Raw genomic sequence first — 15,678 nt, 5'->3', positions numbered from 1 at the left:
GACTGCTGCGTTTTAAGTTTAATCCCTACTCCAACTGCCGCGCCACTAATCGAGCAAATAATCCTCCCTGTTTTACCAATTCCTCAAACGAACCGACTTCCACTAAGCGGCCGGCTTCAATTACATAAATGCGATCGGCATTGCGAATCGTACTCAGGCGGTGGGCGATGACAACTCGCGTCACATTCAACTTATCCAAACTCTCAGTAACGATCGCCTGCGTGCGGTTGTCCAAAGCACTCGTAGCTTCATCCATCAGGATAACCTTTGGTTTGACAACCATCGCGCGGGCAATTAACAATCTCTGCCGCTGTCCTCCCGAAAGATTCGTGCCGCCCTCGCTGACAACCGTGTGCATTCCCATCGGCATTTGTTCGATATCAGCCGCTAAACCGGCCATTTGCGCTGCTTCCCAAGCTTCCTCCTGCGTTACCACCGCCCCGCAGGTAATATTGTCAAACATCGAACCGGCATTAATTCTGCCGTTTTGCAGCACTACTCCTAACTGCCGCCGCACAGCTTGAACGTCGAGGCCTGCTAAATCTTGATTGTCGTAATAAACAGTGCCGCTTTGTGCGATTTCAAATCCCAATAACAGCCGAAATAAAGTTGATTTGCCGCTGCCAGACGGCCCGACGATCGCGATAAATTCCCCCGGTTGAATATTGATGCTGACATCATCTAAAATTGGGGGCCCGTCCTCCCGGTAGCGGAAAGTTGCCCTATCGACAGTAATTTGACCTTTCAAGCGGCCGGGATCGGCTTTTGTCGGGTCAGATTCCGGGATGCCCTGGACGATCGGTTTGGCTCGCTCCCACAGCGGTACAATTCCTAAAATATCAGTTAGGGTATTGCTCAAATCTGTGACGCCGGAAAGAAAGGTTCCGAAGGCGGAATTAAAAGCGAGAAACGTCCCCATATTCAGTCCGCCGCCTTCTGTTTGAGAAGTTTGCATGAACACAATTGCAAACCAAAACATCAGAATAGAACTTACTAACGGTAGCGCTTCGTTAAATACAGAAACGCTGTCGTCAATTCGTTTAATGCCAGTTCTTAGTTTAATTTGTTGGCTGTATTTTTTCGCCCAAGCTGCAAAGGCTCGCCCTTCGGCGGCCGCTACCCGCAGCTTTGATACTCCGTTAATTAGTTCTACTGTCAGCCCGTTAATGTCGCCTTCTCCTGTTTCCATCTGCCGCTCTTTTGGGATTAAGAGCAAGCTCGATGTGACTGTTACTATAACCGCAATAAGAGTTAAACCAATTCCGACTAAAGCCAGCGGCAGGCTGTAAACAAACATCAGCCCCAAATTCAGCAGGGAAAATATCGCACTCAAAAGTGTCCGCTGCGTCGCGCCGCTGAGTTGGGCGCGAATTTGATTTACTGCTAATAAGCGAGTCAGCAAGTCGCCAGAAGAATAGCTGCGAAAAAATGCCGGTTTTAATCTCAGCAATCGATCCCAAACTGCCGGCTGGAGAGTGCCGCTGGCAGCATTTTCGATCCGCAGCGTCAGGATGGTTTGGGCCATGCTAAATACAGCCCGTCCGATCGCCGCAACTAACAATACCAGCCCTAACTGCCACAGTAACAAACGATCGCTGTCAGGAATAGCATCATTGACCAAAATCGAGGTAGCTTGCGGCGTCACCATCCCCAGCAGCGTTCCCAATATCCCCAGCCCGAAAGCAATGATAATATCTTTTTCGTAGCCCTTTGTTCCGAACCGAAACAGTTCCGCAGCGTTGCGAAGCAATAGCGGCAGGGGTCGGTAAAACATGAGAGTTTCTGACGACAACTCTTGGGCGATTGCTTTAGTTACCCGTTGGCGGCTGCGGTCGATCGGATCGAACAATGTATAGCGATCTCCCTTACCGGGCAGCAAAGCTACCGGACGGTTTTCTAACTTTGTATAAGCAAGCAGCGGGCCGCAGTTCTGCCGCCACCAATCCCCAGCCAGCAGCACTCGCCTGGTGCGAAATTGGGACGATCGCGCGATCGCCTCCATCGGATCTTTAACCCGGCCCAAATCTTCGGAACCCGCCGGGGGATTGACTGTTATCCCTTGTGCCTTACCTACAGCCCCAGCAGCGATTAACAGCGGCGTTCCTTCCTCAGACAAGGCAGTTTTCCGGGGATGCAGCACCTCGGTTAACTGTCCCAAAGCTGTCTGAGTTACCTGGCGGTTTAGCTGTTCGCGTTCCTGAAATCGGCGAAATTCCTCTGCTTTTTGCTGGGAAACCAGCAAGTTCAAGCAGCAGCAGAAATACTCGTGCAGCAAAGCGAAACTCGCGCGCAGCCAGTCGGCATTTTCCACTTCTGCTGTTGAGAAAATTTGCACCTCAACTTCCCCGGATGCCGCCAGCAGCATATTCCCAGCCAGGGGAAATGCTGGGGAAGCGGAATTTAACTGCAATTCCCCGACACTCGCATCGCCCGATCGCACTTGCACCCAGACAACTGTTCCCGGGGGCGATCGCAGAATTTGACCGGGAAGCAGCGATATCTGCTGCGAGGCTGCTAAAACCGCAGTTTCTGGGGAAAATATTTCCTCCGGCGCGTGAAGCGGGTCTATCCCGTAGGGAATCGCCCGTTCTCCCAAATGCTGTATCCACCCTTCCACAAGCGATCGCATTTTGCTGTCACCCGCAGCAACTAAAGCGGCACAATCTGCGATCGCGATCGGTTCCAGTTCCGTTTCGGCGATCGCGATCGCCAGAAGTCCCCAACCTGGTTTTAAATTTTCTCCCCCCCCTTCTGCTTCTCCCCCCCTTAGCAAGGGGGGGTTGGGGGGGGTAGCAGCGCCGAACAAAGCCTCGCCTGCACCGACGCCGAACAGATAATGGCGGTTGCCCGCAGGCTTCTCACTTTGTATCTGGGCTGCAAAGACTGCGATCGCGCCCGTTAGCGAAGCCCTCGAAGAGGATCGAACAATCCATACCTGATGCGGGTCATTCAGCAGCAGCGGTTCATTGCCTTTAATTCGGTGCAGTTTCTTAACAGGATTTAGATCGAGCATAGCTAGTAATTGGCGATTAGTAATATCAAGTCGGGCAGGGGTTTAAAGCCTTGCCTCAAAGAAGACAGTGCGATCGAATCGATCGGGCTTACCCGAAGATCCGCCGGGGATTAAAATCCCCGTCTCATAGCTAAAGTCGGTTAAAACCGACTGAATAGCCAAATCAAACCATCGCTCATTTCAGTCCTCATAGCGAGGACTTTAGCCCGCCGGGGATTAAAATCCCCGTCTCATAGCTAAAGTCGGTTAAAACCGACTGAATAGCCAAATCAAACCATCATTCATTTCAGTCCTCATAGCGAGGACTTTAGCTATTAGACAGGGAATTCATTCCCTGGCGGACTATCGGGCTGGCGGACTGTATTTCTGCTATTTATTGTTCATTTCCAACCAAACGAGCATAAGCACCTCCCAGCTTTTGCAACTCCTCATGAGTCCCTCTTTCAACTACTTTCCCCCCTGCCAGCATAATAATTTCATCGCAATCTCGAATCGTACTCAAACGGTGAGCAACCACAATACAAGAAGTACCGCGACGCCTCAAATTGCGATCGATAATTAACTCTGTTTCAGCATCCAGAGCACTCGTTGCTTCATCCAGCACCAACACCGCTGGATTCCTGACTAATGCCCTGGCAATTTCCAAGCGCTGTCGCTGTCCGCCGCTCATATTTGTCCCCCCTTCATTGAGTTGAGCATCGTATCCTCCCGGCATATTCAAAATAAGTTCGTGAATTGCCGCATCAATGCACGCTTGCACTAAATCTGCTTCCGGTACTGTCGGGTCCCAAAGCGTGAGATTTTCCCGAACAGTGCCGGCAAATAGAAATATCTCTTGTTCGACCATTGCCAGCGAATTTGCTAGGATAGAACGGGGAATCAAATTGCGGGGAACCCCGTCAAATAAAATTGCACCATTCATTGGTTCGTAAAGACCGGTAACAAGTTTGGCAATAGTAGATTTCCCAGAACCGCTGCCCCCCACTAACGCTACCCGCTGACCGGGTTTTACGGTTAAGTTCAAGTTATCAATTAGCGGCGCTTCCAAGCGACTGTAGCCAAAACTGACACCGCGCAATTCAATCCAGCCCTGCAAATGAAAAGAATCTGCTGCAAGGGCGGCGCGGCCGTTTCCACTATTAAAAGAATCGCGGTCTGCTTCTGGATCGATCGGGTTTTGCAGAACGTCATCAAGTCGGTTTAAATCGGCTTCTAATTCTTGCAGAGTGCTGCCAAAATTGACGAGATTGTTGACTGGTCGGAGGAATTGTTGAGTGAGACTTTGATAGGCAATTAACATCCCGATACTCAAACCGCCGTTCATCACCCGCAAGCCGCCGACAACTAAGATAGCAGTTGCCGCTAATGCTGTTAAAAATGCTGGTAATATTGACAATATTTGAGTTGGCAAAGCCAATTCTTGCTGGGCGTTGCTCATTTTGGCATAGTACCCGGCAAACTTAGAAAATAAATCGAATTCTAAACCGCTAGCTTTGACAGTTTCAATAGATTGAATGCCTGCGATTGCAGCACCGCCCACCTTACCTGTTTCCTGAGCTAATCTGGTGTTAGCATCGACGCGGCTGCGGGATAAAGATTGCAGGGCCAAAAAGTTTAAGGCTGCAAAAACAGCCGCAACACTGGTTAATACCCAGTCGTACATCACCATAATTATCGCATAGAAAACCATCATCACCGCGTCGATCGCAGTTGCAGCAAGTTTCCCCGATAAAATTTCAGCAACCTTGTCATTAACTTGGCAGCGGCTGCTAATTTCACCTGCAAACCGCTGGGCGTAAAATCCAACAGGCAAGCGCAAAGTATGCCAGAGAAACTGTCCCGACATCGAAATCGAAAGCTTGTTTGCCAGCCGCCGCAAATAGAAAAGCCGCATCCGCGCTAGCAGCCCTTGAATAGCGGCGGCAAACAGCATTCCCAATATTAAAGGACGCAGCCACTCGTGACGGTTTTCGACGAGAATTTCATCTACAAAAATTTGGGTAAATGCCGCGCCAGCCAAACGGGGAACAGTCAGTAATAAACCAGCAATTAAACAAAATGCGATCGCCCAACGCGAACTTTGCAATCGGGAATCTAAAGCACGGGCAATACTCGGTTTTTTCCCACCCTTTTTAAACTCCGGCCCCGGCTCAAAAGTCAAAACAACGCCAGTGTAAGCAGACTTAAATTCTTCTAGAGAAACAGTCCTCGGCCCCGATGCGGGGTCGTTGAGGTAAACGCGCTTTTTCTTAATCCCCTCGACGACCAAAAAATGATTGAAATTCCAAAAAACAATAAAAGGCGGCGGTACAGCTTTCAACTCTTCGACAGTTTTTTTAAACCCTTTAGCATCTAAGCCGTAAATTCTGGCTGCTTTAAGGATATTAGAAGCTTTACTGCCATCGCGAGAAACGCCGCACTCGCTCCGCAATTGGGCTAAAGGTACCGGGTGTTCCCAGTAACTCAAAATAATTCCTAAAGCAGCAGCACCGCATTCTACTGCTTCCATTTGTAACAGGGTGGGAGTACGAACTCGCCTTAATTTGCGCGGTGTAAAAAACTTGTGAATCCAGGGAATTTTCATTGCTTATTAACGGGTAATTAGTAAATGAACAAGACTGACGCACCGGGGCTTAGAAACCGGGTTTTTTTACGAAAATACTTCGTGAGGGCGAGCAGATTAGGTAAAAAACCCGGTTTCTGACTACCCATGCGTCGCGTGAGTCCTGTTGTTAGTAAACTCCTGTCAAAGACCGAAAAATAGGAATCACGTAAGAAATCGGCGCTAACTGCCCAATTTGAACCCGAACTAGCGCCGTAGTACCGGGAGAAATCTTGAGAGGAGGCCCGTTCGAGGAAGACCATTTATAACCGCTGATAGTGTTCGGATCTTGTTGCAATTCCACAAATATTTGCACGGGAGCACCGCCGCCAGCGATGTTTTTTGCGATGCTGTCAGCCAAATTTTCATTGCCGATAATTGCCGACATATCTTGATTAGTAACCGGAAAAGGAGAAACTTGGGTTACTTTGCCGACAATGCCGCCGTAGCGTTCTCGCTTGACGACGCTAGGGGTAACTTGTACGGTCATTCCAGGTTTAATTTGCTTGCCGTCTCTGTCAGCAAAATAAACAAGACTGACCATTTTTTCGCGAGAATTCTCAGATTCAACTGTCCCGATTCTTGTACCGACGTTCAGCATTTGACCGGCAACGGCGCTAACTTCTAAAACGCGACCGTCGTATTGGCTGGTAATTTTGCTGTCGGCGGTCAACTGATTCTGCAAGTGGGCAATCTTGCGTTTAACTTCCTGAATTTGATTTGTTTGGGCGATCGACTTTTCTAAATCTTGTTGAGCGAGTTTGACCGCTTGGGTTTCCATGTCTTTAATCTTAGTTTTGATTTCGTCAATTTTGTTCAGATTTTGCAGGTACTCTCGTTCGGCGTTACTTTTTTGAACTTTAAGTTCTTGGAGATTGTTTTTAATTTCGTTAAGACGGTTGAGATTTTGCAGGTACTCTCGTTCGGTATTGGTAGCTTCAACCTTGAGTTGCTGCTTGCTATTTTTGAGGTCGTCAATTTTATTGAGATTTTGCAGGAATTCGCGATCGCTATTGGTTTTCTGAACGTCGAGTTCCTTTAACTGCGTTTCAATATCCGCTAGTTGCATCTGAGAGTCCGCGAATTCCTGTCTCGCTTGCAGCATTACATCTTCGCTGATCGCCCTCTCTTGTTCGTAAAGAACGCGGCGAGTTTCAAACCGCTGCTGCAAAGTTTCCACCAAAGAAGTGATGTGCTGTTTTCGCTGCAAAAGACTGTCGCGTTTTTTGGCGATCGCCGCGAGAGTTTGCTGCCGCAATATCGGTGCAACTTGTTCCCGCCGCAAACTTTCTTCCAAACTTTGCCGTTTTTCTGCTAATGCTGTCAGAGTTTGCTGCCGCAGTACCGGGGCAATTTGTTCTCGGCGCAAACTTTCTTCCAAACTTTGCCGTTTTTGCTCTAATGCGGCCATACTTTGCTGGTGCAATATCGGTGCAACTGACTCCCTATTCAAGCTTTCTTGAAGGTCTTTTTGCTGCTGTTCTAGGGTTTTTAATTCCAGGGCAATTTGCTGTTTTTGCAGCTTATTAGTATCTTGCTTTTGCCCTTGCAGTTCAGCTAATTTTGCTTTTTCTTGCTCTAACTGCTGCTTGAGGTCTAGTTTATCAATTCTACCGATTTCCTGACCCCGTTTGACAGCATCTCCCGGCTTGATATTGAGCTTTACCAATTGACCGGAACTAGCAGCTTGAAATTGCACGACTCGGCGGGGCAGAAGCAATACGCCTTGACCGGAAACAGTCAGCGGAATTCGCCCGATCGCACTCCAAACCCCCGCAGCAGCAACTAAACAGCCAATTGCAGTTAGTGGCAGCCACGATCGAGGACTAACCACCTGCATCATTTCGTCGAGGCGTTCCGGTGAAGATAAGCGATCGATCGCTTCAGTAGTGAAAAGTTTGTTTTGTTTTACCTGCATCAGCTAGTCCTTTCGAGAGTGCGATCGCGCTGTAAGCAGGGGTGTATTTGAAGGGGAAATTCCTTGCAAGTCAATTGAGGCCCAAACAATTTCCCAACAAACGTTCAAAGCTTCCGTACACTTACTTGAATGTTCTCACTCCTGTTTGCAGCTTGCCTGTAAAATTACTGTACGACAAATAACCCCGGCAACACCCTAACCAAGAGTAGAGTTTTCAGCTAACAAAAAGACCAGGTTACAGCCAGCTTTCAGACGGGGGAACGACCCGAACTTTCGGCTAGGTATCGCCCGCAACTACAAGCTGTACAACCTGCGATCGCCCCGAGTAGATCGATCGAATTTAAAGTTCAGCCTTCGAGAAGCTATATCGATCGCATCATAATTCTCAAAAAAATAGCAATTATCTGACTTGAACTCAGATAATTGCGCTTTTTTAATTACCCAACACGGCAAACCCATCAGGACGATGATTCTTGTGACAGTTCAAACTGCGAAATCCGCGCTTTAAACAAACTGACCCGTTCCGGTCGATCGCACGCGGCGAATTCCTATCACCGACGGCATCGGCGAACGACGGCGATCGTTCTCAATATTGCTAGGCCACAAACTCCCGCGAGAAACACTGCGAGTCTGATTAAAAACAGCACCGTTTAAATCCAACATTTCAATTTGCCGACTCAGTACAGTACCGTCATCGATCGGGCAATCTTCCCCCGGATGCTGCACCGAAAGCAACAGCGTATCCCCCACAAAAGTCGGCCCCGTCATTTCGCACCGATTCGGGCCGTAAGCAAACGGAATTACTGTTCCCGCATTCGGGCCGGAAGTCGGAATATAAAACAGCCAATTGTTGCCGAAAACTCCAGTAAAATCTGATACATTTCCAGTCTTTTTATGGTCGATCGCCGTTGGCTTTCCAGCCGCACCGACATCAAAACCGTTATGCGTGCTCGTAGACATATCAGTGACGGCCCAAATATTGCCTTGACCGTCAAAATCCAAATTGTCTGCACTAGCAAATCCCGACCCAGCTACCGAACCCGCTTCTCCACCTTGAGCCAAACGCTGCCAGCGGAACGTCAAACCTGCACCGTCGGGACTGTCTTCAATTATTTTGTAAAGCCCTCCCGACTGCTGAGTGCTGTTAACTGCGGTACCGTATTTAGCAACATTAAAAATCCGAGAATCTGGATAACCGTCGCTTCCCGGTGCGCCGTCAGTATAAGCAATAAAAACTTCCTGAGTAGTAGGATTTATTTCCAAATCTTCCGGTCGCGCCGTCGGAGTGCCTCCAATCAAATTAGCAGCTAAGAAAGCATCAACTAAAACCGCACCTTGGCTGCTGTAAAAATTAGCAAGAGTTTTATTCGCGTACCCAGGAAGTGCTGTTGCTTCATTGGTTGTATCCATCACAAAAGAACCGCCGTCTTCGGTTTGACCGGCAATTCCGCTGCGTTTGGGCAAGCGAGTATTTGCATCTCTTTGAGCTTTTCCAAAACTTGCTAATTCCGCCTCGCCAACTTTAGAAGGACGCACCGGATTCGTCGGGCTATTTATAGTTAGCGGCAGCCATTTTCCCGCACCGTTGCGGTTGTATTGGGCGACGTACAAAGTGCCGTCTTCAAACAAGCGGCTGTTGTTTTTATCTGCGGGATTGGTGACAGTACCGCTGCTGACAAATTTCCAGGTGTGACCGCCGCGCCGATCGTCCCCCATGTACACTACTAATTTGCGGCCCGCTGCGGCGCGAATCGCGACGTTTTCGTGGCGGAAACGGCCTAAAGAAGTGTGTTTGCGGGGGCGGAAACTCGGATCTTGAGGATCGACTTCTACCATCCAGCCGTATTTTTCGCCGACTAATCCGAATTCCTCGCCGGTAGTGCCCTTGGCGTAGCCGGTTTGGCCGCCGTTGGGTTTGACGTTTTCCTGAACTCCGACAAAGAATAGTTCGCTACCTTGGAAGTTTTCTTCGGCGGAGAGGATTGTGCCCCAAGGGGTTGTGCCGCCAGAACAGTTGTAGGCTGTACCGATGATGCGGTTTCCCAGTCCGTCGGTGTTGACTTGCGCGAAGACTTGGGTGGCTGCCGGACCCGTGCCCGTGAGGTACTCGTTATCGCCTTGTATGGTTCCCCAGGAGGTGACATCTTTATATTTGTCCGCACGCTGGCTGTTGATGCCGAGGCCGGAAAGTCCGTGAATGCGTCGGTTGAGGGGGTCGCGGGCGATCGCCCCAAAGCGTCCGTTGGCTTGTTTGGTGATGCGGACGATCGAACCGCCGAGATTGTACAGGAATTCGCCGAAGCTGTCGCGATTTTTTACGGATAAGTCTTTACCGAGTACGGCGCGATCCGTTGCTGGAAATGATGCCACATCTGAGGGCGCTTCCGGTGCTACTTTCGACATCGGGAAGGATACGTACTCGTGGTTAACCCAGAGATAGCCGTCGCCATTGCTGCCGCGAAGGGGTAGGAAGGCGGTGTAGTCGCAGTTGTAGCCGAAATAGTCGGCCTGATTCGGAAAAACTCGATCGCCCCAGCGGAGAATCACGTACCGTTCGTATTCCGGCGGCACAACCACATCGTCAACAACGCTGTAACTCGTTAATTTAGTATCCTGTGAGGCAGGCATCACGGTTCCCAGTCCGTTTAAGCCCGTCGGCATAAAGCTGGGCAGTTCTCGATAAATCGGCAGCGGGTGGGGAAGTCTTAACGGAGTGAAAGATAGCGGCCCTGTAACAGATTCTGCCGAGGTGGAATTGATGCCGAATAGTGTTTGAGTTAGTTGAGGGGCAAACACAGTGGTAGCTGCACTGCTGCCGAAGAAAATTAGCAGTTGTCGGCGAGTTATTTTAGACATAAATTCCTTTTCAAACCAACATCCTCAGATGATTCCGTATGAAACTCTATCACTGTTCAATTAAGAGCAGTTAACCTAAAGGTTAATTAACAGTACATTGTATTTTGGTTAATAACAAGTTAAATATTTTTGTTACTGGTTATTTGTTATTGGTTGTTTGTGACAAATCCCCCCTATCCATGACAATTACTAATTTTTCAATCATCTCGAAAACCCGGATCGTTTTGTCTGGATGTCGATCGACTGGCGGCAGGTAAACCGATCGCTTGCGAAGACCCAGCATTTGCGGGCGAAGTATTGCCGTCTCTGAATCCCAGCAGCAATTGAGCATCGGCAAAATATCTAGTCCACTGTTCGATTCTCGCATCTTTCTGCCAGTCGCGGCGGGATACTCTCGATCGCAAAACTGGAACTCTTTGTCGGCGGCGATCGGCTGTAATGATGACTGTAACTTCTGTTAATGCCGGATTTTCTTGAAACGATCGGGCGATCGACTCTTTCGCTAAATCTTCCGCCTGCTGCACTAAACTCGCAAAAGATTGACTGCCGTCCGAATCTAGGATAAGATAGCTTTTCTTAGTTTCTGCTAAAGATACTGATATACTTGCCGCGAAAAAGACCGCTGCCAAAATAAAGGCTGAAAATAAGCGCAGGTGCAAACTCATTATTTTTAAAACTAAATGCTGACACTTGTCAATGATAATAAATAAAAATTAACTGCCAATTAAGCTTTGATTAAAATAATATTTTATGTCACCATATTTCGCCAAAAAAGCGTCCTGTCTGCTCAATTTACCCCAAAACTAAGGTTTGTCGGGGCAGGTTTTACCAGAAATATTTGTCGGTAGCAAAGGATATCGATAAACCCGCCCCCGCGTTACTCAGAAAGTAACTAGCAATTACCAATTCCCAACTACCAATTACCAACTACCAATTGCCCATGAAATCAACAAAATGCGCGATCGCCCTCGGTAGCAACTTAGGCGACTCCCTCGCCACACTCAAAAGCGCGATCGCAACCCTCAACAACACCCCGGGAATAGCAGTAAAATCTCATTCAAGCTGGTATCAAACCGCCCCCGTCGGGCCGCCCCAACCCGATTACATCAACGCCTGTGCCATCCTAGAAGTGGCATTAGAACCCGAACAATTGCTAGCAAATTTATTAGAAATTGAAATAAAATTTAATCGAACTCGCCGAGAAAAATGGGGGCCGAGAACCCTCGACCTAGATTTGCTGCTGTACGACAATTTAATCCTAGAAACTCCGACACTGACTCTACCTCATCCCCGGATGACCGAAAGAGCTTTTGTATTAGTACCTTTGGCAGAAATTGCCCCGGATTGGGTGCATCCGGTGACGAAAAGTGCGATCGCCCAACTCTTGCAAACAGCAGACTGTTCCGGAGTGGAAAAATTGCAACTGTAAAAATTGAGGAAAATTCGCGGATCTTACCAATTTTAAAAAAAATGCAACCGTAGGTAATCTCCAAACTGTGATAGTTATCAGTCATTGCCAATCTAAAATCTAAAATCTAAAATCTAAAACCCTATGAGATCGCCTATGATGTCTTAAATCGGTGCAATCAAACATTATTCGCTTGTCGCTTATGTCGATCGGTCAAGAACTACCCCAACTCCTGAAACAACGCCTATTTTACCAAGGGCGCAAATTTAATTTTGACGTAGCCACCCTCCGTCTTCCCAACGGTTCCGAAGGCGACTGGGAATGTATTCGCCACCCTGGGGGAGCACTTGCTGTTCCCGTCACCCCCGACGGTAAACTCGTCTTGCTGCGACAATACCGCTTCGCCGCCAAAGGGCGGATTTTAGAATTTCCCGCAGGTACAGTCGAAATCAATGAAAGCCCCGCCGAAACTATCAAACGCGAAATCGAAGAAGAAACTGGATACCGCGCCGGAAAATGGCAGAACTTAGGGCAATTTTTTCTCGCCCCCGGTTATTCCGACGAAATCATTTACGCTTTTTTAGCCCAAGATTTGGAAAAACTAGAAAAACCCCCAGAACAAGATGATGATGAAGACATTGAAACAGTTCTATTCACTCCAGAAGAATTAGAACAAGCTATCTTAGCTGGCGAACCAATTGACGCGAAATCAATTTCTAGCTTTTTCTTGGCGCGTCCATTTTTGAGTTAAATAGAACTGACGAAAAAAACCCGGTTTCTGATAATAATCGTGCATCAAACCGATAAATCTTAACTTAGAAACCGGGTTTTTGACCCCGCGTGTGTCCAGAACTGTAAAATCTAAAATCTAAAATCTAAAATCTAAAATCAAATGTCAGATCTAATTTTATTTTGGCACCGCCGCGACTTGCGTATTTCTGACAACATCGGACTGGCAGCAGCGCGCCAGCAAAGCCCCAAAGTAGTCGGGATTTTTTGTCTCGATCGCAATATCCTAAATCGCGATGACGTAGCCCCAGCCAGAGTCACATACATGATCGGCTGCTTGCAAAAACTCTCCTCGCGTTACAGGGAAGCAGGCAGTCAATTGCTAATAATTCAAGATGACCCGAGTCTCGGAATACCGAAATTAGCAACAGCTATAAATGCCAAAGCAGTATTTTGGAACTGGGATGTAGAACCCTACGCAAAACAGCGCGATCTGTCTGTATCAAACGCCCTCCAAGAAGCAGGAATTCAAGTTCAAAATTTCTGGGATCAAGTCCTGCACGCCCCCGATGAAATTCGCAGCGGTACAGGGACTCCCTACACAGTTTATACACCATTTTGGAAAAAATGGAACAGTAAACCCAAAGCCCAACCAGTAGAGACACTGCCGATAACATATCTGGAATTAATGACCGGATTAACCGCAGAAGAACAAGAAATCGCCAATCAAGCAGGTGCAATTGAAACAGTCCCAACTGCCTCTAGTTTGGGATTTATTTGGGAAAATCCATTAGTAATAGAACCCGGAGAAGATGCAGCGCAACAAAAATTAGAAGAATTTTGCGATCGGGCAATTTACGAATATCAAGAACAGCGCAATTTCCCCGCAACTAACGGCACATCTCAACTCAGCGCCGCCCTCAAATTTGGTGCAATAGGTATCCGCACTGTTTGGCAAGCTACCCAGATAGTAATGGAAACTTGCCGCATCGAAGAAGCGTGCACAAGCATCCGCACTTGGCAACAGGAAATAGCGTGGCGGGAATTTTACCAACACGCCATGTATAACTTCCCAGAATTAGCAGACGGCCCCTACCGTCAAGCATTCAAAGACTTTCCTTGGGAAAACGATGAAAAGCTCTTTCAAGCTTGGTGTCGGGGCAAAACTGGCTATCCTATTATTGACGCGGCAATGCGGCAGTTAAACCAGACAGGTTGGATGCACAATCGCTGCCGCATGATAGTCGCCAGTTTCCTCACCAAAGACTTAATTATTAACTGGCAGTGGGGCGAAAAATACTTCATGCAAAACTTGATAGATGGCGACCTTTCTGCTAACAACGGCGGCTGGCAGTGGAGCGCATCGAGCGGCATGGACCCGAAACCTTTGCGAATATTCAATCCCGCCAGTCAAGCTCAAAAATTTGACCCAGAAGGGGAATATATTCGGCACTGGGTTCCAGAATTGCGCCGCGTTGATACTAAACTTTTGCTAACAGGAAATATTTCGCCTTTAGAACGCCGACTTCTTCATTATCCCTCTCAGATCGTAGACCACAACGAGCAGCAGCGCAAGTTTAAGGAACTGTACAACCAGCAAAAAAACGCAGATTAGACAGCTCGATTTTTGGCAAAAGTTACCAGTAAATTAAGTTGAGGGTGCGCTGTACACCCCTCAACTTAAAAGATTGTATCAGTTATAATAAAATTCAATAAATCGGAGGTTGAAATGGTAACGCTGCAATTAAGGCAAATCAGTGTACCCCCAGGACATAGAGTGTTGTTCCATGATGTCAACTGGCAGGAATTTGAAGCAATTTTAGAAGAGTTGGGAGAACACCGTGGCTCTAGAATAGCTTACAGTCAAGGAACTTTGGAGATTAGGATGCCACTACCAGAACACGAGAAAGCTAAAATCATTATTGGCTATTTAGTGAAGATTTTGTTTGAGGAACTAGAAATCGACTTTGAACCATTTGGTTCGACGACTTTTAAGCGAAAAAGTATGTTACAAGGAATTGAACCTGATGAATGTTTTTACATTCAGAATCACGCTCTAATGATTGGTAAAAAACGGATCGACTTAACTGTAGATCCGCCGCCTGACTTAGCAATTGAAGTCGATCTAACTTCCAAGACTCAACTGGACGCTTACGAAGCTCTGGGAGTCCCTGAAATCTGGCGCTATGAAAATAACAAGCTTCAGATTAATGTGCTTCAAGATGGGAAATATGTTGAATCGGAAATTAGTCTGATTTTTCCCAATCTGCCAATTATTGAAGCTATTTCTCAATATTGCGAACAAAGCCAAACAGCGGGCACGAGTCAGACTCTCAGATTGTTTCGGAAGTGGGTTAAAGACCAAATCAGGCTTTGATTACTGAAGTATTCACTACAAAAATGACTGTTTCCCAATGCCCAATTACCGATATAGATAAGTTATCATAAACTTAAAGAAATAGGAGGTTGAAATGGTAACGCTGCAATTAAGACAAATCATTGTACCACCTGGACATAGAGTGCTGTTAGATGATGTCAACTGGCAGGAATTTGAAGCAATTTTAGAAGAGTTGGGAGAACACCGTGCCTCTAGAATAGCTTACAGTCAAGGAACTTTGGAGATTAGGATGCCGCTACCAGAACATGAATTCAATAAGGAAATCATTGGCGATATGGTGAAAATCTTACTCGAAGAACTTGAAATCGATCGAGAATGTTTTGGTTCGACGACTTTGAAGCGAAAAAATATGTTACAAGGAATTGAACCTGACAACTGCTTTTACATTCATAATTATGCTCTAATGATTGGTAAAAAGCGGATCGACTTAACTGTCGATCCGCCGCCTGACTTAGCAATTGAAGTAGATTTAACTTCCAAGACTCAACTGGACGCTTACGAAGCTCTGGGAGTCCCTGAAATCTGGCGCTATGAAAATAACAAGCTTCAGGTTAATGTGCTTCAAGATGGGAAATATGTTGAATCGGAAATTAGTCCGATTTTTCCCAATCTGCCAATTATTGCAGCTATTTCTCAATATTGCGAAGAAAGTCAAACACTGGGTACGAGTCAAACTCTCAGATTGTTTCGGAAGTGGGTGAAAAACCAAATACAAAATTGATAGGAAATCCCTAGTTAACGCACTTGCTGTTAA

At 47.2% G+C, this 15,678-nt stretch carries 10 protein-coding genes; 5 read left to right on the top strand and 5 right to left on the bottom strand.

The window, feature by feature from the left end:
- Positions 1 to 25: 25 nt before the first annotated feature.
- The 5 genes from QUA80_RS04685 to QUA80_RS04665 form a co-directional block, all read right to left on the bottom strand.
- Positions 26 to 3,013, bottom strand: coding sequence for an NHLP bacteriocin export ABC transporter permease/ATPase subunit (locus QUA80_RS04685; protein ID WP_333421880.1), 2,988 nt, complete (start codon positions 3,011 to 3,013; stop codon positions 26 to 28).
- Positions 3,014 to 3,386: 373 nt separating this feature from the next.
- The gene (locus QUA80_RS04680) at positions 3,387 to 5,597 is read right to left on the bottom strand and encodes an NHLP family bacteriocin export ABC transporter peptidase/permease/ATPase subunit (protein WP_333421878.1); all 2,211 of its coding nucleotides are present in this window, start codon (positions 5,595 to 5,597) and stop codon (positions 3,387 to 3,389) included.
- A 148-nt stretch (positions 5,598 to 5,745) separates the two neighbouring features.
- Entirely contained in the window at positions 5,746 to 7,533 is a 1,788-nt protein-coding gene (locus QUA80_RS04675) for an NHLP bacteriocin system secretion protein (protein WP_333421876.1), read from the bottom strand.
- Positions 7,534 to 8,037: 504 nt separating this feature from the next.
- Positions 8,038 to 10,389, bottom strand: a complete 2,352-nt coding sequence (locus QUA80_RS04670; protein WP_333421874.1) for a PhoX family phosphatase — start codon at positions 10,387 to 10,389, stop codon at positions 8,038 to 8,040.
- Between the two features lie 197 nt (positions 10,390 to 10,586).
- Positions 10,587 to 11,054, bottom strand: a complete 468-nt coding sequence (locus QUA80_RS04665; RefSeq protein ID WP_333421872.1) for a hypothetical protein — start codon at positions 11,052 to 11,054, stop codon at positions 10,587 to 10,589.
- 275 nt (positions 11,055 to 11,329) lie between these two features.
- Here QUA80_RS04665 and folK point away from each other — a divergent pair, with 275 nt between their 5' ends.
- The 5 genes from folK to QUA80_RS04640 all read left to right on the top strand — a co-directional run bounded on the left by folK (position 11,330) and on the right by QUA80_RS04640 (position 15,645).
- The gene (folK, locus tag QUA80_RS04660) at positions 11,330 to 11,818 is read left to right on the top strand and encodes a 2-amino-4-hydroxy-6-hydroxymethyldihydropteridine diphosphokinase (RefSeq protein WP_333421870.1); all 489 of its coding nucleotides are present in this window, start codon (positions 11,330 to 11,332) and stop codon (positions 11,816 to 11,818) included.
- Positions 11,819 to 11,999: 181 nt separating this feature from the next.
- A complete protein-coding gene (locus QUA80_RS04655) occupies positions 12,000 to 12,548 on the top strand; it encodes an NUDIX hydrolase (protein WP_333422028.1) in 549 nt (182 codons plus the stop codon).
- Positions 12,549 to 12,689: 141 nt separating this feature from the next.
- Positions 12,690 to 14,141, top strand: a complete 1,452-nt coding sequence (locus tag QUA80_RS04650) for an FAD-binding domain-containing protein (RefSeq protein ID WP_333421868.1) — start codon at positions 12,690 to 12,692, stop codon at positions 14,139 to 14,141.
- A 114-nt stretch (positions 14,142 to 14,255) separates the two neighbouring features.
- On the top strand, positions 14,256 to 14,903 hold the full coding sequence (locus QUA80_RS04645; protein WP_333421866.1) for a Uma2 family endonuclease: 648 nt from the start codon (positions 14,256 to 14,258) through the stop codon (positions 14,901 to 14,903).
- A 94-nt stretch (positions 14,904 to 14,997) separates the two neighbouring features.
- Positions 14,998 to 15,645, top strand: coding sequence for a Uma2 family endonuclease (locus QUA80_RS04640; RefSeq protein ID WP_333421864.1), 648 nt, complete (start codon positions 14,998 to 15,000; stop codon positions 15,643 to 15,645).
- Positions 15,646 to 15,678 lie beyond the last annotated feature (33 nt).

The organism is Microcoleus sp. F4-D5 (assembly GCF_036704885.1).
Taxonomy (GTDB): domain Bacteria; phylum Cyanobacteriota; class Cyanobacteriia; order Cyanobacteriales; family Microcoleaceae; genus Microcoleus.
This window is presented reverse-complemented; position numbering and strand designations above follow the sequence as displayed.

Bases quoted from the DNA above. Each gene is read 5' to 3' on its own strand.
- QUA80_RS04685 (WP_333421880.1), bottom strand. From the start codon at position 3,013: ATGCTCGATCTAAATCCTGTTAAGAAACTGCACCGAATTAAAGGCAAT.
- QUA80_RS04680 (WP_333421878.1), bottom strand. From the start codon at position 5,597: ATGAAAATTCCCTGGATTCACAAGTTTTTTACACCGCGCAAATTAAGG.
- QUA80_RS04675 (WP_333421876.1), bottom strand. From the start codon at position 7,533: ATGCAGGTAAAACAAAACAAACTTTTCACTACTGAAGCGATCGATCGC.
- QUA80_RS04670 (WP_333421874.1), bottom strand. From the start codon at position 10,389: ATGTCTAAAATAACTCGCCGACAACTGCTAATTTTCTTCGGCAGCAGT.
- QUA80_RS04665 (WP_333421872.1), bottom strand. From the start codon at position 11,054: ATGAGTTTGCACCTGCGCTTATTTTCAGCCTTTATTTTGGCAGCGGTC.
- folK (WP_333421870.1), top strand. From the start codon at position 11,330: ATGAAATCAACAAAATGCGCGATCGCCCTCGGTAGCAACTTAGGCGAC.
- QUA80_RS04655 (WP_333422028.1), top strand. From the start codon at position 12,000: ATGTCGATCGGTCAAGAACTACCCCAACTCCTGAAACAACGCCTATTT.
- QUA80_RS04650 (WP_333421868.1), top strand. From the start codon at position 12,690: ATGTCAGATCTAATTTTATTTTGGCACCGCCGCGACTTGCGTATTTCT.
- QUA80_RS04645 (WP_333421866.1), top strand. From the start codon at position 14,256: ATGGTAACGCTGCAATTAAGGCAAATCAGTGTACCCCCAGGACATAGA.
- QUA80_RS04640 (WP_333421864.1), top strand. From the start codon at position 14,998: ATGGTAACGCTGCAATTAAGACAAATCATTGTACCACCTGGACATAGA.